Origin of the sequence: Paenibacillus sp. PL2-23 (assembly GCF_040834005.1) — a bacterium.
Lineage (GTDB): Bacteria > Bacillota > Bacilli > Paenibacillales > Paenibacillaceae > Pristimantibacillus.
This window is the reverse complement of the sequence record NZ_CP162129.1, coordinates 4,504,671-4,525,649: the sequence shown is the minus strand read 5'-3', so window position 1 is coordinate 4,525,649 and position 20,979 is coordinate 4,504,671. Positions and strand designations below refer to the sequence as shown.

Sequence of the window (20,979 nt, the reverse complement as noted above, 5' to 3'; positions counted from 1 at the left end):
AGTGTGTTCTTATAGGCGAGGGTGATTGATCTGCGCGTGCGCCGGAGGCATCCCGGAGAGTCTATTCCCGTTATCCCTCATCGAAAGGAGGAATTCCAAATGAAGCTTTTTGTCGGTATTGACGTCAGCTCGAAAGAGCTGGAAACGTGTTTCATGAATGTGGACGGTGATAAGTTAGAGACACTCACCGTCAAGAATAATCTCGAAGGCGCTTCGTACCTCAGAGACCGCATCGTTGCTCTGGCGGACAAGCATGCAATCGCAGAGATCCATATTGGTCTCGAGTCTACTTCGGTGTACAGCTGGCATCCCGCCATGTACTTGCATCAGGACGCTTCACTCCGAGAGCGGGGCGCCAAGGTCTTCACGATTAATCCAAAGCTGGTCAGCAAGTTCCGAGATGCTTATCCCGATCTGGACAAGACCGACAGGCTAGATGCTTGGGTCATCGCCGATCGCCTTCGCTTCGGGCGACTGACGACCACCGTCGTCATGCAGGAGCAGTATGTCGCGCTCCAGCGCCTGACGCGCATGCGATTTCACTTGATCCACAACCTGACGCGCGAGAAGCAATACTTCTTACAGAGCCTGTTCTACAAGTGCAACGCCTTTACGACCGAAGTCGAGAGCTCTGTATTCGGCCATGCCATCCTTGAGATGCTGTCCGAGAAGTATAGCCTAGACGACATCGCGACGAAGGAGGTTGGCGATCTGGCTGACTACTTACGGGACAAAGGGCGCAATCGCTTCCCAGATCCCGAGAACGTTGCTGCCTGCATACAAAAGGCCGCCAGAGCTTCCTACCGCCTCTCCAAGGTGGTTGAGGACTCCATTGACCTTGTACTCGGCACATCGATCCAAGCCATTCGAAGCATCCAGGCTCAACTGAAAGATTTGGACAAGGCGATCGAGAAGATTCTAGAGACCATTCCAGGAGCCCTTTGCCTGCGTTCCGTTCCCGGCATTGATCGCGTCTACGCTGCCGGTATCCTAGCTGAGCTCGGCGACATCGAACGCTTCAGTGATCAAGCCGCTGTTGCCAAGTATGCCGGACTTACATGGCGCAGACAACAATCTGGCGCATTCGAGGCAGAAGATACGAAACGCATTAAATCCGGCAACCGATTCCTTCGCTATTACCTGGTTGAAGCTGCCAACTCGGTGAAAAACCGCGATGAAGAATTTGGTGAATACTACCGAAAGAAATTTAAAGAAGTTCCTAAGCACCAACATAAACGCGCCCTCGTCTTAACGGCAAGAAAACTTGTGCGTCTGGTCGATGTGCTGCTACGCAACGGCCAACTCTATACGCCACGAAGGAAGGTGACGCCTGCGAAGGATTAACGCCTCCTTTGCCAAAGTCCTTAGCTTAATTCCCAGTTAAATTTTGGAATTACACTCGATTTTCAACTGGGTCTAGTTTGATGCGTCCATATTTCGGCACTCCCAGCTGTTACAGCCAAGAAAATTACCAATTCGACCGATTCAGGGACTTGACATCATACCGCTGGACTTGTCGAACTGCAGCACCTTGAGCTTATTGCGGCGTCGTTCCGCCAGATCATCGCGGTTGTTGTGATCGGACATGGCCATCATCCTTTATCCTGTTATATGAATAGCGCTTCTCTCATTATAGCAGAAAATAACAGTAATGGTCTCCTATAATATGGCAAAACAAAGAAGCCGCCGCGATTCGGGATCGCAGCGACTCTTCTTGTTACTTACGGCTCTACGGCCGGCATGGGATCAATCGGCATGGGAACGCCAACCTTGCCATGGCCATATCCGTAGCCGGGATCGTGCGGGTAGGGAAGCGAGCCCTGCTCCTGCAGATTATCCATCCGATTCGCCTTCAGCATCGCCTCGGACAGGGTGTACAGCGTGTCTCCCGCATACAGTATCCGTCGAACCGTCTTGGTATAGTCATACCCGTAGTGCCCCGCTTGCGCCAGCTCTGATTCCGAAAGATGGCTGATGCGGCCGCGAAGCTGAAAGCCCTTCTTCAGGTCGATGCCATAGACATAAGCGCCTTGATACGTAAATTGTCCGTAAGCCGGGGAGCTGCCAGCCTCTTCCCGCGCCTTGCTGCTGACCTCGTACAGCTCAACAGGGAAAGCCAGCAGTCCTTTGTCCTTCGAGAACAGCAGCGCCTTGTGATCATAAAGAAGCTCGGAATGCGTGCCGCGATCGCCAATGATTTCCTTGAACAGCTCCTTCGGCTGCGTCACGTCGGTGACGTCGAATAATGCGAGCTTCATGCCTTGAGTATAAGCAATTGTGTCGTCCTGGCTCATGCCTCCGGACGGCAGCTCGATCGTTTCCTTGCCGAAGCCGATCAGATGATTCTCATCGTATGGATGCAGGTAATCGCTGTAGCCCGGAATCTTGAGCTGTCCCAGCACCCCTGGCTTCGCCGGATTCGCAAGATCGATAACGAAGAGCGGATCGACATTGCGGAAGGTTACCATGTAGGCGCGGTCGCCCATGAAGCGTACCGAATAGATGCGCTCCCCAGGGGCCAGCCCCTCCAGCTTGCCGACCGTCTCCAGCTTCTCGTTCAGCACATACACGTTGTTCGTGGAGCCGGCCTCGCCGGCAGCCCACATATCGCCTTTGGTCAATGCGACGCGGAAGTAGCCCTCATGCTCATCCATCGAAAATTGGTTCAGCAGCGCGCCAGGCACAGAGCCTTCGCTGATATATGTGATGCTGCCGTTGTCGAGACGGAACTTATGCAGCTTGGTGGTTCCTTTGTAGCTGCCGTCTTCTTCGGCATACACCGTCTGCGCGGTGTACAGATTTCTCTGTGAAGCGTAGATTGTGCCGCCAGCGCCGAAATAAGCGGATACCTGCAGCGCTCCTTCCGGCTGGCCAAGGTCAACGGCGCCAACCAGCATCATGGAATTGTCTACAGGCTCCGGGAAGTAGCGGATGTCGCTAAGCTTTACGGTCTGCAGCTCATCCGAGACAGCGGTGTCCCGGAAGCTCGGCTCGTAAGCGGCGGCCAGCTTGCCCGCGGCTTGCTCGCTCTTCGTGGCCGGCATGTCATAAATGCCGTAGTGATAGGTGTATTTGTTCGTAATCAGATACAGGGCATTGCCGATTTTGCGAGAAGACAGATAGCTGCCTTCTTGCTCAAGCTGGCGGGTGAGCGTTGGCTTGCCGTCGCTGCCGAGTTCATATACATAAGCTACAACCATGCTTTTGTGCGAATAGATTGGCATAATCGCCATCTTGCCGCTGACGGCAGCGTCATCTACCGGGCTGCTGGCCGACGAATCGCCTGAGCCGCTGCGAGTCGCAGAGCCTTCAGATGGCGATGCAGGCTCTGCCGTCCCTCCTGAATGGGAGGCGTTGTCGTACAGTGTCTTCGAGCCAATGACTAGCAGCTTGGAATCGTCGATGTAGAGCTGCTGAGGCTGGAAGCCTTCCTCTCTGGAGTAGCTTAACTCCGCCGTGAGGCGAGGCTTGGCCGGATCGGCTATATCCGCGATGACGACGCGCGAGCCGCTGATTTGATAGATGTAATTCCCATCCGTCTTCACCCAGTCCGCCTCGTCCACGCCATCCACCTGCACATTGGTCCGCGAGTAGTCGCTGCCAGCACCGCCGTCGTCCGAGGCAGCCGGGGCGGCTTCAGGCGCTGCCGCCGCCTTGTCTACAGCCGAGGAGGTTGGGGCACTGATTGCGCCGTCTTCTGCGCCGAAGAGTGTCATAGATGTCCGCTGCTCCGCCATATGCTGCAGCAGCTCTGCCAGCTTCTTCTCAGAGCCAATGGAGGGCAGCTGCAGCGGCTCATCGATGGAGACGATTCGTTGGATGCCATCCCATGTAACGACCGTGCCAAGCGATTCGGATATTGCTCTGAGCGGTACCATCGTAATGCTCTTTACGGTTCGAGGATACGCGTTAAGCGTTACGCGCTTCCCGCCGGCTTCCATCGTTGTGGAGCCGATCGTCAGCAGCGCCTCGCGAGCTCCGCGAGTGAGGCGCACGGTCCGCGCCCCTTTGTCCGTCTCCTTGTAGGTCACTTCAGCGCCTAACGCCTCAGCGATTTCCCTGACGGGAACCAAGGTAGAGCCGTTCTCAATGAACGCCGGAGTAGACAGGGTAAGCGGTTTCCCTTCGATGACCACCTTAATTCCTTCTTGCGCCGAGGCGGTGTCAGCAGGCTTGGCCCATTGCAGGGTCGCCGCAACGCAGAGCGTCAAGGTGAGGCAAGCGGCCAGCATAGCTTTTTTGTTCACGGGGGTTCCTCCTTTTTGTTGTGTATATCGCAATTGTGGATGCACGCTGTTTGAGCTTGTAATCAATAGACGAGGCGACCTCGATAATTGTTTCGATGAGGAGCCCACCATGCGGGGTATTTTTCTACAGGCTGGTTGAATGGAAAGCAGGGGTCAGCATAGGGAATTGGGCTTGACGCGGCAACGAAAAGGTTATATGGTTAGTTACATAAGTAATGAACCATATAAGTATTGAGGTGATGTCATGTTTGATGAACGGAGCCCCATCTATCAGCAGATTGCGGATGGCATCAAAAACGATATCGTAAGCGGCGTGCTGAAGGAGGAAGAGCAGGTCATGTCGACCAATCAATATGCGGCATTCTACCGGATTAATCCGGCGACGGCGGCCAAGGGCTTCCAGCTTCTGACGGAGGAAGGCATTCTATACAAGAAGAGAGGGATCGGCATGTTCGTCAGCCCGGACGCAAGAGATAAGCTCCTTCAAGTAAGGCGGGAGCGGTTTTTTGAGGAGGTGGTCAATCCTATGGTGGAGGAAGCGGATCGCATAGGAGTGCCCATCGCGGAAGTGATGAAGCATATTGAGAAGAGAGGGGAGTCGAGGTCATGACCCTGGCAATTGAAGTGAAGGATCTAACCGTCCGTTATGGCCCAATGACGGCTGTCGACCAAGTGTCATTCCACCTGGATGGAGGCAAAATATACGGATTGCTGGGACGCAACGGCTCCGGCAAAACAAGCCTGCTATCCGTCCTGGCCTCCTTCCAGCCTCAATCGAAGGGAGAAGTGAGGATTGGCGGCGAAGCGCCATTCGAGAATGCGGCGGTGACGAGCCAGGTTTGTTTGATCCAAGAGAGTGTTCATCTGGCAGATGGATACCACGTGAAGGATGCGCTGAAGCTGGCTGCCGTTTGCTGGCCGAACTGGGACGACTCTTACGCTGCTCGCCTCCTGGAATCTTTCGGCTTGCCGTTGAAGAAGCGCATCTCCGCGCTGTCCAGGGGGATGAAGTCGGCGCTGGGTGTGACGATCGGTCTGGCCAGCAGAGCGCCGGTAACGATATTCGACGAAGCGTATCTTGGCATGGACGCCCCCTCCAGGTATGCCTTCTACGAGGAGCTGCTGAAGGATTATATGGAGCAGCCGCGCACATTCATTCTGTCTACGCATCTGATCGAAGAGGTGAGCAGCTTGTTCGAGGAAGTGCTCATTCTGGATGGTGGCAAGCTGCTGCTGCACGAGGAGACTGAACTGCTTCGCGGAAGGGGCGTAACCGTAACAGGACCGGCGGCCAAGGTGGATGAGTTCCAGCTTGGACTGAACGTGCTTGGGGAGCAGAAGCTTGGCGGCACCAAATCCATTACTGTATACGGAGAGCTTAGCTCCGAGAGAGTGACCAGAGCGCGCGCGGAGGGGCTGGAGCTGGGCCCGGTGCCCCTGCAGGATCTGTTCGTGCATCTAACGAGAAGAGGGGGAGCGCTTCATGAATAAGTCAGGGCAACATCCCGCGCTGAAGGTAGCCGGCAGCATGTGGTCCGGGTATCGGGTCACGCTTATCTGGTATTGGTCTATCTTCGTCATCGTGTACGTCGGCATTAACTTACTTCTTCGCCATCTTGGCGAGGTGGATGAGAGTATGTGGGGCGGAGGAATATGGGAGGGAAGTGTCTATTCCCCCAAGATTTTTCTACTTGTCATCGGTATATTAGTGACCCCGGTATCACTAGCCTCCTACGTAACGTTCGGCATCACAAGAAAGCACTTTGCTTGGGGCAGCGCGCTCCTGTTCGTCGGTCTATCCTTCGTCTGCACCGTGCTGACGGCGGTTGGTTACCCAATTGAACAGCTGCTGTACCAAATGGCGGGAGGAACGGGAGACTTGAAGCAGCCTCCGCTGCTGGAGGGCTCCATGGATTATTTTATTCTCTCGGTGGGCTACTGCCTGGCCGGTTGGCTGATTGGCAACGGATATTACGGGAAGGATTGGCGGGTCGGGACCATCATCTGTGTGGCTGCCCTCGTTCCGATTATTCTGATGGAGATCATTGCCGATGCCGGAACCTCCTTCGCCTTATGGCTAGAGGTGCTCATGCTGCTCGTCGTTGCAGGTCTCCTGCTTGCCGCCAATCTCTTCTTGCTGCGGAAGGTAAGGATTAGACGCAAGCTGGTCTAAGATAGATTCATTAATAGCCTGCGACATGTCGCATCCTTATCATTGGGTGCGGCGGTCGCAGGTTTATTTTTTCAAAACCCTGCTTCCTGCTGTTGCGCTGAATAGTTAAATAGAGGAAAATAGGGTTAAGTGAAATTTGTGGAACTGTGTCGAATTTTATCATAGCCTGATGATTGAATAGGTATAGATTAGCTGAGGTTGAGGTGTTGACATGAACCGGGCATTAGTACGCTTTGGTATAGGGATTATGCTCTCGATGCTGCTGGCAGTTATGCTGCTGCGGCCTCAAGAAGCAAGTGCTAGGTCGGAAGGTTCGCCGGAAACGCTGATCACCGAATGGCAGATGATGTGGGTGCAGCCGGGAGAAGAGCTGACGATCGAGCAAGTAAGCGCTTTGCCGGACGACGCGGGCTGGTTTCCCGTGCAAGCTGGCGGGGAGTACCCGGAGCTGCCCGAGGGCGTGAAATCGGCATGGCTGAAGGTGGAGCTGCCGGAGCTGACGCAGATGCGTCCGGCTTTTTATACAGAGGATCTTTTTGCCAGAGATGTTGTGGTGTATGTGGACGGGCAAAAAGTGTTTGATTCTCAGCGGAGCTATGAGTATGAACGAAACCAGCTTGTGTTGCCTCTTGAAAGAGATGAGTCAAACAGTTTGGTGTTCATTAAGCTTCTATCAAATACAGAGGGTATAGGGCAAAAAGATGATTTTATCGTAGGAGAGTATGAATATCTTCATAAAAAAAATGTTGGCAGTAATGTATTTGATCTCGTGCTGGGCGCTTCATTAATGTTAATTGCTATATTTATGGCAGTAAGTACACTTTTTTTGAACCGATCTCTTTTTCCAGAATGGAACTCTTTAAGTCTGTCTATTTTGACGATCGGTATTATGCAAACGGCATATTCTTCATTTGTGCATATTAATATCCCACAAATCGGGTTTTATGTATATCATTCATTCGATGTAGCATCGTCTATACTATTACCATCATTGTTTTATTTTTTTGAAAAGATATTTGGAAAAGGGCCTAAGAACATTATCCAAATATTTAGAAAGTCGCAAATGTATGTTGCCATCGTATTCCTTAGTCTGTGGTTGCTAGGATTTTTTTCAGAATCCATACATCATTATTATCAAATATTTGGTCCAATTTTATTTGCAATTACAGCGTTAGGCAGTCTGATAGGCTTAGTTTTGTTCTTAATTCTAGCATGCTTGGAAAAGAACGAGTCAGCTATAGTATTGACTTGTGGCTTTAGCATTTTTGTTTGTATAACCTGCGGAGAAATTATATGGTACTTTGTAAGTGGAAGAACATATGAGCTAATGTTGTGGAAATTTGGAGTAATAGTTTTTGTTATTTCATTGGTTGTCATTTTAGTCAGGAAAGTTACGGAAAATTATAAACAGCTAATGAAATACTCTAAGCAACTTGAAGTATTTAATAATGAGCTTCAAAGGTCTGAGAAAATAGAAATGATTAGCCAGCTAGCGGCATCTGTTGCCCATGAAGTAAGAAATCCCCTTCAGGTAACTCGAGGGTTTCTTCAACTGATTAAAGAAAGGTCTAACTCCGATAAAGATAAGGCTTTTATGAATCTTGCAACTGAAGAACTTGATCGAGCATCTGAGATCATTACTGATTTTCTCACATTTGCGAAACCTGGTTTGGAGAATCATGTAAGATTAGATTTATTTGAAGAGCTTCATCAAATTAAGGCAATAGTACTTCCCCTTGTCACTATGCAGGGTGGCCGTTTGACATTAACTGTTCAACAGAATTTATTAGTGCAAGGAAATTCTTCAAAACTCAAACAAGCATTGATAAATATCGTTAAAAATAGTGTGGAGGCTTTAGGAGAGAACGGACAAATTAATATTAGAGCAGAGAAAATAGACGAAGATGATAAAATTGTATTATGTATTGAAGATAACGGAGAAGGTATGAATGATGAGGATCTAACAAGATTGGGAGAACCGTACTATTCTCAAAAAACAAAAGGTACAGGTCTGGGACTAATGGTTACATTCAGAATCATTGAGGCTATGAATGGCCAAATCGTATATAAAAGTAAAAAAGGAATAGGGACACAAGCCTACATTACCTTTCCTATCAAACTTGAAAATGCCAACACTAGTAGCGCCTAGTATTGGCATTTATTTATAATAGTTAATTTAATCCCACATTGGAATGCAGACCGAATCATCGGTACCATCAGCCGGCTTTTGCGGCAGCACGAGGTAGAACGTATCATTTGTCTCTTCCAGCACCTTCAGGTTAATTTCGTCAGGCACCTTTACGCCGAAGGCTTCTTCGATGGCGCCCTTCGGATCGGCTAGCAGTTTTGCCTTGAACTCACTGTCTGTCCAAGCTTTTTCAATGATTTGCTCACGCAGTTGTTGCTGATTAGCCATGCCGATCATCCTCCTAGAATATGTATACGATTTCCAAATAGATTCTACCATGAAAATTCGACATAATCTACTACTATTTTACTATTACATCTTATAGGAATAGGTATTAAGGAATAATTGGTTGGATGGATCATTTAAGCGTTGAATGCTTCAAAAGAGGTCCTACGGCGCACGACAGCGACACGAGGTGTGGTTATTGAGGCGAAGTGGCAGTTTGTTGGTGCGATAGCGATTCGTGGTGTCGTTGTTGGTGCAAAAGAGGTCCTTCGGCGCACGACAGCGACATGAGGTGTGGTTATCGCGGCGAAGTGGCAGTTATTGGGCGCAATAGCGATTCGAGGTGTCGTTGTTGGTGCAAAAGAGGTCCTTCGGCGCACGGCAACGACACGAGGTGTGGTTATTGATGCGAAGTGGCAGTTAGTTGGCGCGATAGCGATTCGAGGTGTCGTTGTTGGTGCAAAAGAGGTCCTTCGGCGCACGACAGCGACACGAGGTGTGGTTATTGAGGCGAAGGGGCAGTTAGTAGGCGCAATAGCGATTCGTGGTGTCGTTGTTGGTGCAAAAGAGGTCCTTCGGCGCACGACAGCGACACGAGGTGTGGTTATTGAGGCGAAGGGGCAGTTAGTAGGCGCAATTTGTGCATGGATGGACGTGCAAATAGTCATGCCAGATACGTCTATTTGAACAACAAATCAAACCCGCCGCCCAGCGCCCTGCGCTTGTTGGACTCTGTCTTGGCTGCGAGCTCGGTTATATAGTCCGTCATGTACGAGTTGTAGTCCATGAGGGCAGGCGGGCACTGCGGGAGCTCCGTTAGCTGCTGCTGGTTGGCGAGCGCTGCTTCCGCATAGCTGTTCAAGGCGCCAAGCACGTAGATGTGCGACTCCACCTTCTCCTCCGTCAAGGAGGCGAACGACGGGACACCTGCTAATGAAGCGATGTGGGCAAGCAGGCCGTTATAGCTGCCCTCCGCTAGATCCTCGCGCCAATCGGCCCAGTCATCCAGCATCTGAAGCGTCATTAAGACCAGATCTACCGCCTCCTCCACAACTGGAATAGCGTGCGCCTTGCCTGCCAGCAGGCAAGCGCCTGTGCTGGATATTTTGACAGGGCCAGCCTTTCCGGCTGTCCGGATGGGGTCCTTAAGGAAATAATTCGCCTCCGCTTCATTCATGACACAATCCGCCCATGTCGTTATGTATTGTTCGTAATAGCGCCAGAACGGGCTGTCGGAGGGAAAGAGCCCGCGGAGAACGGCGTGCATCTCCACCTGCAGCAGGTTAGCCAGCGCCAGCTGTCCCTTCCATTGTCCGGGCTTTGCGCTGTCCATCACGTCGTCTTGAATAAAAAAGTAGAGCATGCCATATATATTGGCAAGCGCCAGTGTCTCGCATTGCTTGTCCGTAATGCCTGTGGTTTCCTGCATCCAATAAGGGAGCAACGAGCAGATGTAATCCTTGCCGCCCTCCTCGGCGGTAGGATCGAATTTGGCGGCGTACGCCAATGCAAGACCGTCCAGCGGGGAAGGGAATTGGCCCATTCGAGAGACAGCGGTCTGGAAGACACGCTGTATACGGGGCTTATAAGGGATATACCATAACATGCGAGAGTGCCACCACCCGGATTGAAATATAGTAGACAATACGTCTCTTCTACTATATCATGATCAGAGTTATTGTTTTTCAAATCATTGCCAAATCAAGAAGAAAACTTTTGAGATTCGCCTGTTGAGGAAAGCTAGAAAATCCTTTAGAATGAAGAAGAATTAAGGGACGTTCAAAAAATATTCACATTTCTCTCTCATGGGGCGCTTGCATAACTGGACTAAGGTCGAGGGGTCGTCTATTACCTGAGCAGGTTCATTTCTTTCTGATCCTGGCTTAAAGTTAATACCTGATGAAGTTCTACTATGTGGAGGTCGAGTAGACATGAACAGAGATAAAGATATATATGTTCTTCTGACGGATACCGGAACTGTCTTAACCAAAATTATACGAACGTTCACGAAGGATCCGCTGAATCACGCGTCTATCGCGTTTGACGAGGATTTGAATGAGGTGTACAGCTTCGGTCGGAAAAATCCCAGCAACCCGTTTTTTGCCGGCTTCGTCAGGGAGAATGTTCGCGGGGAATTTTTTGAGGAATCCATGTGCGCCCTCTATCGCTGCAAGGTGAGCCAATCCGCCTACAGCGGCATTCGCGCCCAGATTCAGCATTTTGAACAATATTCCGATCTGTACAAATACAATCTGGCAGGCATGCTGGGTGTAGTATTAAATATCGAATGGGAACGAGAATACGCTTACTTCTGCTCCCAGTTCGTCGCTACTATATTCAAAAGAAGCGGCGTGAGTCTCGTAGACAAATCGCCGCTGCTGGTTACGCCGGGGGACTTCCAGACGACGCCTCACCTGGAGCTCATATACCACGGCAAGCTGCACGATTATACAGGCTGCGAGGTGACGGCAGCGGCTGCGGGAGGCTCCTTCCGCACAGCATAACCTTGGATCTCTACTTGCTAGAGATCTTTTTTTGTTCCGCAAGCTGACTTGTTAGCGTCCTTCCCTGTGGTGACATTGGCCTATGTGTGGTACATTTACAGGAAGACACATAGCAACGGCGGCATGCCGTCAAGCACATGGAGGAGGGAAACACCTTGACTATACAATTGCATTCACCTATTACGATCCGATCGCTGGAGCTCCGCAACCGGACCGTCATGGCGCCCATGTGCCAATATAGCGTAGACCAGCATGATGGAGTCGCGAACGAGTGGCATTACGTCCATTACACGTCCCGCGCGATCGGCGGGGTTGGCTTAATTATTGTGGAGATGACTAACGTCGAGCCGGACGGCCGTATTACCGACCGCTGCCTAGGCTTATGGTCAGACGAGCAGATACCGGCTTTGAAAAGGATCGTGGATGCCGCTCATCGCCATGGCGCTAGAATCGGCATCCAAATCGCGCATGCGGGCCGCAAGGCCCAAGATGCGGCAACGCCAGTCGCGCCCTCTGCGATTGCATTCGACGATAAATACAAAACGCCGCGCGCTCTCACAACGGAAGAAGTGAAGGGGATGGTGGTGAAATTCGGAGAAGCGGCCAGAAGAGCGGTAGAGGCGGGCTTCGACACGATCGAGCTGCACGGCGCTCACGGTTATTTGATTCATCAGTTCCATTCCGCCATCGCCAATAAGCGGGAGGACGAATACGGCCAGGATCGGACGTTGTTCGGCCGTGAGGTGATCCGTGAGGTGAAGAAGCGCATGCCTGACGGAATGCCCCTCTTGTTCCGCATATCGGCCCTGGAATATTCAGAGGGCGGTTACGATCTCGCGGAAGGCATTGAGCTGTGCCGCGCATATAAGGAAGTAGGCGTAGATGTCTTCCATATTTCATCGGGGGGCGATGGTGATCCAAGTCCTGAACGCAGGCCTGTTGTTGGACCGGGGTATCAGGTACACGCGGCGGAGGCTGTGAAGGCGGCGCTTGGGGTTCCGGTTATTGCCGTCGGCATGCTGGAGGAGCCTGCTGTAGCGGCTGGCGTGCTGGCGGAGGGCAAGGCCGATATGGTTGCGGTTGCCAGAGGTCTGCTTCGCGATCCCTACTGGGCGATTCACGCCATTGAGTCTGTCGGTGGAACATTCCGTGATATCGTACCCGCACAATACGAAAGAGGATTCTAAAAGGGAGGTGCTTCCAATATGAAAGGTCAAGGCATGCTGATTTCCGCCTTTGCGTTCGCGCTGGTCATCGCTGTATTCGCGGTCATTAATGTCGATCAGGTGCAAGTGAACTTCCTCTTCGCGAAGACGTCGACGCCGCTCATTCTCGTCATTCTCGCATCGACGTTTCTCGGAGGGCTGACGGTGGGCTTGTTCGGGATGCTTCGTATATTCCGGCTGCAGCGCACGGTGAAGTCGTTGGAGAAGCGGGTGGCGGAGCTGACTAGCGAAGCGGAGACCTTCGAGGCGTCCTACGTCGATGATCCGTTGAAACGGGGATCTGCGGGAGCTCCAGTCGATAAGAAAGAGGAAGACGACGACACGCAGGCATGAAGGTAATCTATACCTACGTGCGGCATACGGAGGAAGCGGAGCTGTGCGAGCTGGAGCTCCGCTCTATGCTGGGCCCCCGAGCTCAGCTTGGCGGCGGCATAGCCTTCCTGGAGGGAGAGCCGACACTGCTGCCGGATGTCAACCGGAGTCCCTTCTTCAAGCGCAGAGTGGATGTTTGGGCGGAAGCGGACACACTGCCGGAGCTGCTGGATAAGCTTCCCGATATATCGCTCTTCGGCCGATCGTTTAAGGTGCTGTATACCCATGGCGAGGACAAGCTTCCCTACGAGGAGCAGCGTGAGCTGGAACGGCTGGCGGGCTCCAGGCTTCAAGGCTTGGCGGATATGAGGAGCCCCCAGCAAGCCTTCGGATTGCTGTCCTACAGGGGACGCTGGCTGTTCGGAGCCTGCGCGGAAAGCGACAAGCCGTGGCTCAAGCACCAGAGCAAGCCGCAAAATTATTCAACCGCCTTGCCGACGCGCGCGGCCAGAGCAATCGTGAATATCGCAGCGGGAGAAGCTCTGCCGGCGTCGTCCTTTTCTCTGATTGATCCTTGCTGCGGTATGGGCACTGTGCTGATCGAGGCGCTGTCCATGGGCTTCACCATTCGCGGCGTAGAGATGAATCCGCTGGCTGCCAGAGGAGCGCGTGTGAATCTGGCCGCCTTCGGCTATCCTGATGTTGTAAGGCTTGGCGATATGCGCGAGGAGAAGGGCTTGTACGAGGGGGCTGTTCTGGACCTCCCCTACAACCTGTGCTCTGTATTGCTGGAGAAGGATGCCATGCTTATGCTGGAAGCCTTGCGCAGAATGGCTAGACGGGCCGTTGTGGTTTCCACCGAGCCGATGTTGGAACAGCTTGCTGGAGCGGCGTTTACAGTCCAGGATGAGGCAAGACTGTCGAAAGGCTCTTTTACCCGTTATATAACTGTAGTAGAATAGGAATGATGTGGAGTATGAAGCGAGGTGAACCTATGTCATCGAATGAAATGAACGAAGCGGCTGAGCCGAAGAAGGCGCTCACGCAAGCTGAGCGCGCGAAGCAGCTGCTCGCCCAGAAGAAGAATGGCGGCAATGGAAAGCCGGGTCAACAGCATTTTTCCACCGGGACCCAGGAGCTGAAGAGCCAGAATACCAAAAAAGTGAACAATCAGCGCAAAAAGATGGGTGTATAAAAGCATATGGGTTTGTTACCGCTGGAGCGCCGACCGTCATGACGGGTTGGCGTTTTTTGTTTCTGAATGCCGAGAATGAATTTCGCCGAACCCCCGCATAATGAGGATACCGTTTCCGCCCGCGTTGGCGGCGAAGATGACACCAGGAGGGAATCGCAATGGCAGTGAAGTCGTCTCGATTACAGGTTTATTTGCTGGCCGGCGTGAAAACAACAACGTGCTCCTTCAACGCCTGCAAAGCAAGGCTGGAGGAGCAGCTGCGGTCAGAAGGGCATGAACCGCAAATTCATGTGCTGTTTCCCTACGGCGACGCAAGCCGTAATCTGCTCAGGCAGGTGCTGGAGGTCAAGACGGATCTATCCAACCGAATGCGAGCAGGACGAATCGGCGGCAAGCAGGTATGGCAGCAGATCAAGGACACCGTCAAGGGAGAGAAGGCGCTGCTTATTGGCCATAGCGGCGGCGGCGCGGCCGCTTATCAAGCTGCCAAGATGCTTGCCGAGGAAGGCGTGATGGACGATTTCCGCGTTGTCCAGGTCGGCTCTCCGCGAACGCCAATCGACCCCGTCATGAGGGAGCGAGTCAGCTACTTCCATTCCATTGACAACTGGGGCAAGCTGAACGATCCCATAAGCCGGATTGGCAGCTGGGGAGGCTGGAGCCGAACAGGCCGCTCAATCCCCCGATGGAACCGCCTCAAATATGCGCCGGGTTATGTGGAGGGCATTCCGACTGTTGGCGGTCACGCCCACTATTTCCGAAGCACGGCACCCTATGTAGACACAGATGCGGTATGCAATCTGGACAAGACCATTTCGCGAGTTCGAGAATGGTTGAAAGGGTGGCTGTAATCCATTAGACTGGAAATAAGCCTCGTGCACGGGTATTTCTGAAGCCGCGGCTTGTGAAGGAGATGATGGAATTGGCTAATACGCATTCATTCTCAAGGGGCGAGGAGATCGCCAACGCAGTGACACATGGCATTGGAGCGCTGCTTAGCATTGCGGCGCTTGTCTTGCTAGTGGTGTTCGCTTCCTTGAAGGGCACCGCCATGCATGTCGTAAGCTTTGCCATATACGGCTCGGCCATGCTGCTGCTGTATTCGGCGTCAACGCTTGTCCACAGCTTTCCGGCCGGGAAGGCCAAGCGTGTATTCGAATCGCTCGACCACTCTTTTATTTATGTGTTTATCGCGGGTACCTATACGCCCATTCTGTTCCATATCGTGCAGGGTGCGCTGGGCTGGGTGCTGTTCGGCATTGTATGGGGTGTCGCCGTCTGCGGCGTCATCTTCAAGTCGATGTTCGCGTCCAAATATTTGTTCACATCCACGATTCTGTACATCGCAATGGGCTGGATCATCGTTTTTGCCTGGAAGCCGCTAGTGACGCATCTGGCTCCGGGTGGTCTGCAGCTGCTCGTGACAGGCGGCATTCTGTATACGGTTGGCACCATATTCTACGTGTGGCGCAGCTTCCCGTACCATCATGCCGTGTGGCATCTGTTTGTATTAGGCGGATCTATTGTCCATTTTTTTGCCATTCTGCTGTACGTGCTTCCCGCTTAGGGACGGGATCTCAGCATGAATGAAGATGAAGCTAATCCAGCTCAGGACACCAGCCCGGAGGCTCGGCACACATCGCTGCCGCGTCTGCGGGTTTTTCTTTGGCCAGATCCGTGAAGTAGCTGGGCAAAATATGATTGGCAGACACCGATCCCATCTTGAACGATCGCTGCACCTCGCCTTTGACATGAAGATAGAAGTAGGTGCCCTTCGTGTGGGGAGACTGGTAGACGAGGGGCGGAAGATGCGGCACGATATCGTATTCGTTCTGGAATCGCCAATGCGTCGGAACCGTATAATTATAGGCTTGCACAAATGTGGGGTCGCCTACGCGAGGGGCTCCGAAGGTATAGACGACAGGCGCGGCAAACGAGGTGTTTATCGCGATATCGAGCGCGGCCAGCGTCCCAAGCGCGCCGCCCAGACTGTGCCCGGTAACAAATAGCGGCTTATCCGGCGATACCTCGTTCAATAAGGTGTGGACTTGGTTTCTTGCAGACATATAGATGTCGGTAAAGCCTTTGTGCGTCTGTCCCGCATTCCTTACAGGCCGGTAGAGGGTCTGCTGCGCGATGAAATCCGACACCCAATCAACCGCAGAGCCCGTTCCGCGAAAAGCAAGCACAGCGCACACATCGGACTCGATCAGGAAGCCGAACCGCTCCGGCGAATTGTCGTAGGCGCTGGCTGTGAATTCGCCCACCAAGCGATAGGATCTCGGCACCAGGAATAAACCGTCTTCCTTGTTGCTGTACTGAACGTAGGTTTGTCCGCAAACCGCGGCCAAAAATAAAGCGGTTCCTATATCGGGCCCTGGAACTTGAGCCCGCCGTACGTCGTCCGTCATCATCGCAAACCCCTCCCATGCGGCATCGTTGCCATATTGTATGTCAGGGGGCGGGAATAGGTACCTGCGGAGGGGCAAAACAAAAACGCTCCCTCGAAACCGCAGCGGTTAAGCGCGATTTCTGCGGGAGCGCAGAAGAGGCTGATCTATAGATGAATCCGAAGAATCCGAATCGGCATTGCCGGATAGGCGGCCGTTGTCTTTGGCGCGTTTGCCATGCCTTGCAGAGCGGCTTCCAAGCTCGGGCTTGCCGGACTTGTCGGCTTTGTTCATTGTAGAAGGGGCTGCCGAAGAGGAATTCCCTTGACGATTCAGCAAGTCGCCGGTCCAGCCCTTCTTCCACAGCCATACGTAGATGATCAGGGTAAGAACGGCTGTTACGGTAATCAAGGCCGTAAAGCCCCATGTCTCTGTTTTGAACGGGATCTTGTCATAATTGCTGCCCATCAGAGCACCAAGCACGGAGGCGGGCAGGCAAAGCACTGTGAAGATCGTCAAGGTCTTCATAATGTCATTGCCGCGAAAGCCCGATACGGCATCGTCCATTGCGATCAGCGTATCGATCTCCAGCGCATAATGCTTAAGCAGCGTTTCGATTCGCTCCAGCTTATGGGTGATGCGGACAAAGGCATCCTTCTTGCTGAGCTCCTCAGAGAAGCATTCCTTGGCCGCAACATGAAGCTCTCGAATCGGGATGAACAGGTGGCTCCAATGCAGCAGCTCGTACCTTCGCTCGATTATGACTTCCAGCAGCCCGGTCCGATTGTGCACGCGCACGGCAGCCTCCAGCTCGCTGAGCCTCGTCTCGAATCCGTCCAGGCCTTCGTGGAACGTCTCCAGCAGCGCGCTAAGCATGATGAAGAATGCCTCCGGAGCCGTGCTGCATTCCTCGTATTTATGAGCATGAACGCCAGACTGCAGCCGCAGCGGGACGCGCAAATCCTCATGCATCGTGATGAGTCTATTGGAGGTAAGCCAGAAGTGAACGGGTCCCATGTCGGATTGGTCGTCCGTTATCTGAATCATCAGCGTACCGCTTAGCAGGGCCCCAAGCTCGGGCAAGTTCTCCACCGAAACATGATTCGTTCTTCTGGGCAAGCTGTCATCGATCCAGTCCGCGCATTCCGGAAATCGCCGCTTCATATCCGTCGCTTCGTTCTCTGGCGTGTTTCCCTCCATACGGGTGCTTAGCCTGCTGATGGTTCTCGCTGCTTCCACGTCTTCTGGCTTAGTGGAGGATTTCCTGCTGGGCAGGGGCTTCTGCTCCGCCGGCCGCGAGCTGTCATATAGCGCAACGTGCCATTCCCAGCCTCCGGGATATCGAAGCGTCCGATGTATCATCTTTCAGAAACTCCTTCCGTTTGTTGCCATATCTACTCCACATCATACCTCGAACCTTACGTAACAGACAACCTGTTGAATGGGAATAGACGTGATTAGTCAAAACCTTCCTGAAATCGACAAACGAGTGAGCGGCAGGCGAATTGGGCATACCAACTTCAAGCGCTGTGATCATACAGGGAGGCGAAAATGGCAATGGCCAAAAAAATAGGTATTTTCAGAAACGAGCAGCAGGTGATTAACGCGGTAGCCGAGCTGGAGCAAGCGGGCTTTGTTGCCAGCGAGATGAAAATATTGGCGAAGGACTCGGAGCACTCCCGTCGAATCGAGCGGGAGACGGACGCTCATGCCGACGAAATAAGGGAGCTTGATGAGACCAACCAGCATACCGATGGAGCGGGACCGATCGGCTTTGCGGCTTCAGCCGGCTATGGGTTCCCGATGGCTGCGATGAACAACGGATCGTATGGCGCGCCGGGCTATGTCACTGCCGGGGCGGGATTGAACGGCGGCTTTGCATTTGCTGCCCCGTTAGCTTTCACAGCACACCATGATCATGAGGACGCGTTCCGCGCGCTGGGATTGGACTCCAAGGAAACGGAGCTTTGCTCGCAGGCGATCCGTGAAGGCTCCATAGCCCTTGTGGTGGATACAAGCGAAAGCAAGTCGCTGCTGGATAAGGATGGCGGCCCCGATCTGTCCAAGCTCGGTATAGCGGAAGCAGCCTTCCGCCGCTGCGGCGCTCAGCGCATTGCAGACGGCGGGTAGACGCCGGAGACGGTCTGAGACTGCCGGAGACTGCCTGTAACGGCAAGCCAAAAAGCTGACCCCATGCATTCGCCCGGCAGGGGGAAGCGTGGGATCAGCTTTTTCTTCACCTGCGCTCGGCAAAATCTCTAATTCCGATGAAGGGCAGGGGATGCGGAGCCCCGTTCTTGATCATATCCAGAAGAATCTGGGAGCCCAGAACGGAGCATACGGTGCCGTTGCCGCCGTAGCCCAGATTATAATAAACGCCGGGCCAGGACGGGTCTTCGCCTACGAACGGCAAGCCGTCAAGCGATTCCCCGAAGGTAGCGTTCCAGGTAAATTCAATCCTCGCCTTGCTATCCGGGAACAGGGCCTTAAAGCTGGACAGCAGCTCTTCGCTCCTGTCAGCCTGATGCTTGCGATTATGAACAGGCCGCTCCTTCTCCTCATCCAACCCGCCGACAATGATACGGTTGTCGCATGTGGCGCGCATATACAAATACGGCCGGGCAGTCTCCCATATCATCATCCTGTTCTGCCACAGCTCCCCTTCCTCCTGAGGGTCGGTGACAATGACGTAGGATCGGTTCAGGTCAGCCTGGCGAAGCCGCCCGCGCAGCTCCTCCGGCTCATAGCCGATCGCGTAGACCACATAATCCACGTCGATCGTATGTCCGCTTGCGGTATGGAGGCGATGCTTGTTCCCCTCCAGCCGCTCGTGGTTGACCATGTCCGTGTCCTCGAAAATGCGAAGGCCGAGCGCCGCCGCTTCCTCCGACAGCGCAACCGCGAACTTCAGCGGATTGATCTCCGCGTCGCCATGCGTGACGATCGCTCCTGGCTTGCGGAATGGGAATTCCTGCTCCAGCTTGTCGGCGTCCCACCATTCTACATCGAACCCGCAGTCCCGCAGCGCTTCGTATTCCAGCTTCAGGCCCGGAAGCTCCTGCTCCGAGGACGCGTAATACAAGCTGCTCCTGGGGCGAAATTCAACGTCGGTCTTCAGCCGCTTGGCGAGCTCGGCAATATGCTCAAGCGCCTGAAGGCTGCTTCTGTAGAAGCGTCTGGCAGGCTCCTTGCCAATCTGGTCCTGCAGCTCGCTTAGCATCATGTCGCTGCTGAATTGCAGCAGGCCTGTATTGGCGGATGTGCTGCCCGCCGCAATCGTGCCGCGTTCGATCAGCACGGTATCGAGGCCGGCCTCCGCGAACGTATACGCGCAAGCAACGCCGGACATGCCGCCGCCCAATACGGCGATTGTGGCGGAGGTATTACCGTTCAAAGCTCCATAAGAAGCAGCTTGCTGAATGGTTGTTGGCCAGTATAGCTGGCCGGTATGCAATTCCTTCATCATGTTCACCCCACCTATGCTAGTATGTCCACCGCCATAAAAATCAAAATTCACTTTGCTCGCCAATCATTTCTCTGCGATAGGCCGTTGGCGACATGCCGTGCTGCTTGCGGAATTGCTTGGAGAAATATAAGGCGTCCTGCAAGCCTACGGATGCGGCCACTTGCTCCACAGTCAGCTCCGGACGCTCGCGCAGCAGCAGCTTCGCCCGGTCGAGGCGAAGCTTCAAGAGGAAGGAGACGGGGGACAAGCCCGTCTTCTGCTTGAATGCTCTCGACAGATAAGCTCTGTTGTACCCCAGCGCCTCAGCCATACTCTCAATGGATACGGGGTGCGTATATTGAGAAGATAAATAATGGATGATACGGCGATGAAGCTGCTCATCGACGCGGTCGGCGCCGCTGATGGAGCGTCGCTCTCCCTCCGAAGCGTCGCTGTAGGCCGCCATCAGGAGCTGCAGGTAAGCGGCTGCCTCCAGAGCGGCGGCTTCCCTGCCTCCCCTCAAGGTGGCAAATACGCGCCGATAGAGAACGGCCGCTCTCCGGGGGTCTTGAAGCGAAACAACCTGGCCCTCGGAGGCGTAGAACCCTCCCAGCTCAGCGAGCTGAGGAGCGTCACTGCCCCTGAAGGCGATCCAGCGATATTGCCAGGGGTCCTCGGGATCCGATTCGTAAGAAATCAGCTGCCCCGGTTTGATGAGAAAGGTGTCGCCTGCCCCCAGCTCGTGCCGTTGTCCCTCCAGCGTGAAGGCGCCCTTGCCTGACAGTACCAGATGCATGAGGTGGAACTCATACACCTTGGGACCAAGCCGATGCCCCGGCTTCGTCTGGCTTTCGCCGCAGAATAAGATGTGCAGCCGGGGATTGGCCCGTCCTGCGGTTACTTGGCTGGATACAACGCTGTAGGATTCCATGGGATTCGGCATGCTGCTTATTTGTTCCCCTTTCAAGACCGGTGAATAAACCGATTTGATTCATCATACCCACATGATAGCATGTTTGAAACGCTGCCAGAAGTCACATAAGTACATATAGACGACACTTACCGCCATTTCGC

The 20,979-nt window shown here is 53.4% G+C and carries 20 protein-coding genes; 13 read left to right on the top strand and 7 right to left on the bottom strand.

Annotation, left to right across the window (positions count from 1 at the left end):
- The first annotated feature begins 99 nt into the window (after nucleotides 1-99).
- Nucleotides 100-1,344, top strand: coding sequence for an IS110 family transposase (locus AB1S56_RS20150; protein ID WP_340873803.1), 1,245 nt, complete (start codon nucleotides 100-102; stop codon nucleotides 1,342-1,344).
- A gap of 377 nt (nucleotides 1,345-1,721) precedes the next feature.
- On the opposite strand, the gene AB1S56_RS20145 is transcribed toward AB1S56_RS20150, so the two are convergent.
- Nucleotides 1,722-4,247 carry a beta-propeller domain-containing protein gene (locus tag AB1S56_RS20145; protein WP_340868907.1) on the bottom strand — a complete coding sequence of 842 codons (2,526 nt, stop codon included), beginning with the start codon at nucleotides 4,245-4,247 and terminating at the stop codon, nucleotides 1,722-1,724.
- A 244-nt stretch (nucleotides 4,248-4,491) separates the two neighbouring features.
- On the opposite strand from AB1S56_RS20145, the gene AB1S56_RS20140 reads away from it, so the two are divergent.
- The 4 genes from AB1S56_RS20140 (at nucleotide 4,492) to AB1S56_RS20125 (ending at nucleotide 8,569) form a co-directional block, all read left to right on the top strand.
- Nucleotides 4,492-4,857 carry a GntR family transcriptional regulator gene (locus AB1S56_RS20140; RefSeq protein WP_340868909.1) on the top strand — a complete coding sequence of 122 codons (366 nt, stop codon included), beginning with the start codon at nucleotides 4,492-4,494 and terminating at the stop codon, nucleotides 4,855-4,857.
- Nucleotides 4,854-5,738 carry an ABC transporter ATP-binding protein gene (locus AB1S56_RS20135; protein ID WP_340868910.1) on the top strand — a complete coding sequence of 295 codons (885 nt, stop codon included), beginning with the start codon at nucleotides 4,854-4,856 and terminating at the stop codon, nucleotides 5,736-5,738. Before AB1S56_RS20140 ends, AB1S56_RS20135 begins: the two co-directional genes overlap by 4 nt.
- Entirely contained in the window at nucleotides 5,731-6,420 is a 690-nt protein-coding gene (locus AB1S56_RS20130) for a hypothetical protein (RefSeq protein WP_340868911.1), read from the top strand. Before AB1S56_RS20135 ends, AB1S56_RS20130 begins: the two co-directional genes overlap by 8 nt.
- 211 nt (nucleotides 6,421-6,631) lie before the next feature.
- Entirely contained in the window at nucleotides 6,632-8,569 is a 1,938-nt protein-coding gene (locus tag AB1S56_RS20125; protein WP_340868913.1) for an MFS domain-containing histidine kinase, read from the top strand.
- A 27-nt stretch (nucleotides 8,570-8,596) separates the two neighbouring features.
- Here AB1S56_RS20125 and AB1S56_RS20120 read toward each other — a convergent pair whose 3' ends face one another.
- Together AB1S56_RS20120 and AB1S56_RS20115 are read right to left on the bottom strand one after the other, a co-directional pair.
- A complete protein-coding gene (locus tag AB1S56_RS20120; RefSeq protein WP_340868915.1) occupies nucleotides 8,597-8,836 on the bottom strand; it encodes an NHLP leader peptide family RiPP precursor in 240 nt (79 codons plus the stop codon).
- Nucleotides 8,837-9,512: 676 nt separating this feature from the next.
- On the bottom strand, nucleotides 9,513-10,439 hold the full coding sequence (locus AB1S56_RS20115; RefSeq protein ID WP_340868918.1) for a hypothetical protein: 927 nt from the start codon (nucleotides 10,437-10,439) through the stop codon (nucleotides 9,513-9,515).
- 325 nt (nucleotides 10,440-10,764) lie between these two features.
- Here AB1S56_RS20115 and AB1S56_RS20110 point away from each other — a divergent pair, with 325 nt between their 5' ends.
- The 7 genes from AB1S56_RS20110 to AB1S56_RS20080 all read left to right on the top strand — a co-directional run bounded on the left by AB1S56_RS20110 (nucleotide 10,765) and on the right by AB1S56_RS20080 (nucleotide 15,637).
- Entirely contained in the window at nucleotides 10,765-11,337 is a 573-nt protein-coding gene (locus AB1S56_RS20110) for a hypothetical protein (protein WP_340868920.1), read from the top strand.
- A gap of 155 nt (nucleotides 11,338-11,492) precedes the next feature.
- Entirely contained in the window at nucleotides 11,493-12,524 is a 1,032-nt protein-coding gene (locus AB1S56_RS20105; RefSeq protein ID WP_340868921.1) for an NADH:flavin oxidoreductase/NADH oxidase, read from the top strand.
- Nucleotides 12,525-12,542: 18 nt separating this feature from the next.
- Nucleotides 12,543-12,896, top strand: coding sequence for a lipopolysaccharide assembly protein LapA domain-containing protein (locus AB1S56_RS20100; RefSeq protein WP_340868922.1), 354 nt, complete (start codon nucleotides 12,543-12,545; stop codon nucleotides 12,894-12,896).
- Entirely contained in the window at nucleotides 12,893-13,837 is a 945-nt protein-coding gene (locus AB1S56_RS20095; protein ID WP_340868924.1) for an RNA methyltransferase, read from the top strand. Before AB1S56_RS20100 ends, AB1S56_RS20095 begins: the two co-directional genes overlap by 4 nt.
- A gap of 32 nt (nucleotides 13,838-13,869) precedes the next feature.
- A complete protein-coding gene (locus AB1S56_RS20090; protein WP_340868926.1) occupies nucleotides 13,870-14,070 on the top strand; it encodes a hypothetical protein in 201 nt (66 codons plus the stop codon).
- 158 nt (nucleotides 14,071-14,228) lie between these two features.
- Entirely contained in the window at nucleotides 14,229-14,921 is a 693-nt protein-coding gene (locus AB1S56_RS20085) for a hypothetical protein (protein ID WP_340868927.1), read from the top strand.
- Nucleotides 14,922-14,992: 71 nt separating this feature from the next.
- Complete coding sequence (locus tag AB1S56_RS20080; RefSeq protein WP_340868929.1) at nucleotides 14,993-15,637, top strand: hemolysin III family protein; 645 nt, start codon at nucleotides 14,993-14,995, stop codon at nucleotides 15,635-15,637.
- A gap of 31 nt (nucleotides 15,638-15,668) precedes the next feature.
- Here the strand turns inward: AB1S56_RS20080 and AB1S56_RS20075 are convergent, their stop codons facing one another.
- Both AB1S56_RS20075 and AB1S56_RS20070 read right to left on the bottom strand, forming a co-directional pair.
- Entirely contained in the window at nucleotides 15,669-16,484 is an 816-nt protein-coding gene (locus tag AB1S56_RS20075; protein ID WP_340868931.1) for a lipase family protein, read from the bottom strand.
- A gap of 105 nt (nucleotides 16,485-16,589) precedes the next feature.
- Nucleotides 16,590-17,822: a magnesium transporter CorA family protein gene (locus tag AB1S56_RS20070; protein ID WP_340868932.1), complete on the bottom strand. Its 1,233-nt coding sequence runs from the start codon at nucleotides 17,820-17,822 to the stop codon at nucleotides 16,590-16,592.
- Between the two features lie 195 nt (nucleotides 17,823-18,017).
- Between AB1S56_RS20070 and AB1S56_RS20065 the strand changes: the two genes are divergently transcribed.
- Nucleotides 18,018-18,590 carry a general stress protein gene (locus tag AB1S56_RS20065; protein ID WP_340868933.1) on the top strand — a complete coding sequence of 191 codons (573 nt, stop codon included), beginning with the start codon at nucleotides 18,018-18,020 and terminating at the stop codon, nucleotides 18,588-18,590.
- 106 nt (nucleotides 18,591-18,696) lie between these two features.
- Here AB1S56_RS20065 and AB1S56_RS20060 read toward each other — a convergent pair whose 3' ends face one another.
- Both AB1S56_RS20060 and AB1S56_RS20055 read right to left on the bottom strand, forming a co-directional pair.
- Complete coding sequence (locus tag AB1S56_RS20060) at nucleotides 18,697-19,926, bottom strand: FAD-dependent oxidoreductase (protein WP_340868935.1); 1,230 nt, start codon at nucleotides 19,924-19,926, stop codon at nucleotides 18,697-18,699.
- A gap of 40 nt (nucleotides 19,927-19,966) precedes the next feature.
- Nucleotides 19,967-20,848, bottom strand: a complete 882-nt coding sequence (locus AB1S56_RS20055; RefSeq protein WP_340868936.1) for an AraC family transcriptional regulator — start codon at nucleotides 20,846-20,848, stop codon at nucleotides 19,967-19,969.
- Nucleotides 20,849-20,979: the final 131 nt, after the last annotated feature.

What these genes read in the sequence shown, in the direction of transcription:
- AB1S56_RS20150 (WP_340873803.1), top strand. Translation starts at nt 100, where the DNA reads ATGAAGCTTTTTGTCGGTATTGACGTCAGCTCGAAAGAGCTGGAAACG.
- AB1S56_RS20140 (WP_340868909.1), top strand. Translation starts at nt 4,492, where the DNA reads ATGTTTGATGAACGGAGCCCCATCTATCAGCAGATTGCGGATGGCATC.
- AB1S56_RS20135 (WP_340868910.1), top strand. Translation starts at nt 4,854, where the DNA reads ATGACCCTGGCAATTGAAGTGAAGGATCTAACCGTCCGTTATGGCCCA.
- AB1S56_RS20130 (WP_340868911.1), top strand. Translation starts at nt 5,731, where the DNA reads ATGAATAAGTCAGGGCAACATCCCGCGCTGAAGGTAGCCGGCAGCATG.
- AB1S56_RS20125 (WP_340868913.1), top strand. Translation starts at nt 6,632, where the DNA reads ATGAACCGGGCATTAGTACGCTTTGGTATAGGGATTATGCTCTCGATG.
- AB1S56_RS20120 (WP_340868915.1), bottom strand. Translation starts at nt 8,836, where the DNA reads ATGGCTAATCAGCAACAACTGCGTGAGCAAATCATTGAAAAAGCTTGG.
- AB1S56_RS20115 (WP_340868918.1), bottom strand. Translation starts at nt 10,439, where the DNA reads ATGTTATGGTATATCCCTTATAAGCCCCGTATACAGCGTGTCTTCCAG.
- AB1S56_RS20110 (WP_340868920.1), top strand. Translation starts at nt 10,765, where the DNA reads ATGAACAGAGATAAAGATATATATGTTCTTCTGACGGATACCGGAACT.
- AB1S56_RS20100 (WP_340868922.1), top strand. Translation starts at nt 12,543, where the DNA reads ATGAAAGGTCAAGGCATGCTGATTTCCGCCTTTGCGTTCGCGCTGGTC.
- AB1S56_RS20095 (WP_340868924.1), top strand. Translation starts at nt 12,893, where the DNA reads ATGAAGGTAATCTATACCTACGTGCGGCATACGGAGGAAGCGGAGCTG.
- AB1S56_RS20090 (WP_340868926.1), top strand. Translation starts at nt 13,870, where the DNA reads ATGTCATCGAATGAAATGAACGAAGCGGCTGAGCCGAAGAAGGCGCTC.
- AB1S56_RS20085 (WP_340868927.1), top strand. Translation starts at nt 14,229, where the DNA reads ATGGCAGTGAAGTCGTCTCGATTACAGGTTTATTTGCTGGCCGGCGTG.
- AB1S56_RS20075 (WP_340868931.1), bottom strand. Translation starts at nt 16,484, where the DNA reads ATGATGACGGACGACGTACGGCGGGCTCAAGTTCCAGGGCCCGATATA.
- AB1S56_RS20070 (WP_340868932.1), bottom strand. Translation starts at nt 17,822, where the DNA reads ATGATACATCGGACGCTTCGATATCCCGGAGGCTGGGAATGGCACGTT.
- AB1S56_RS20065 (WP_340868933.1), top strand. Translation starts at nt 18,018, where the DNA reads ATGGCCAAAAAAATAGGTATTTTCAGAAACGAGCAGCAGGTGATTAAC.
- AB1S56_RS20060 (WP_340868935.1), bottom strand. Translation starts at nt 19,926, where the DNA reads ATGATGAAGGAATTGCATACCGGCCAGCTATACTGGCCAACAACCATT.
- AB1S56_RS20055 (WP_340868936.1), bottom strand. Translation starts at nt 20,848, where the DNA reads ATGCCGAATCCCATGGAATCCTACAGCGTTGTATCCAGCCAAGTAACC.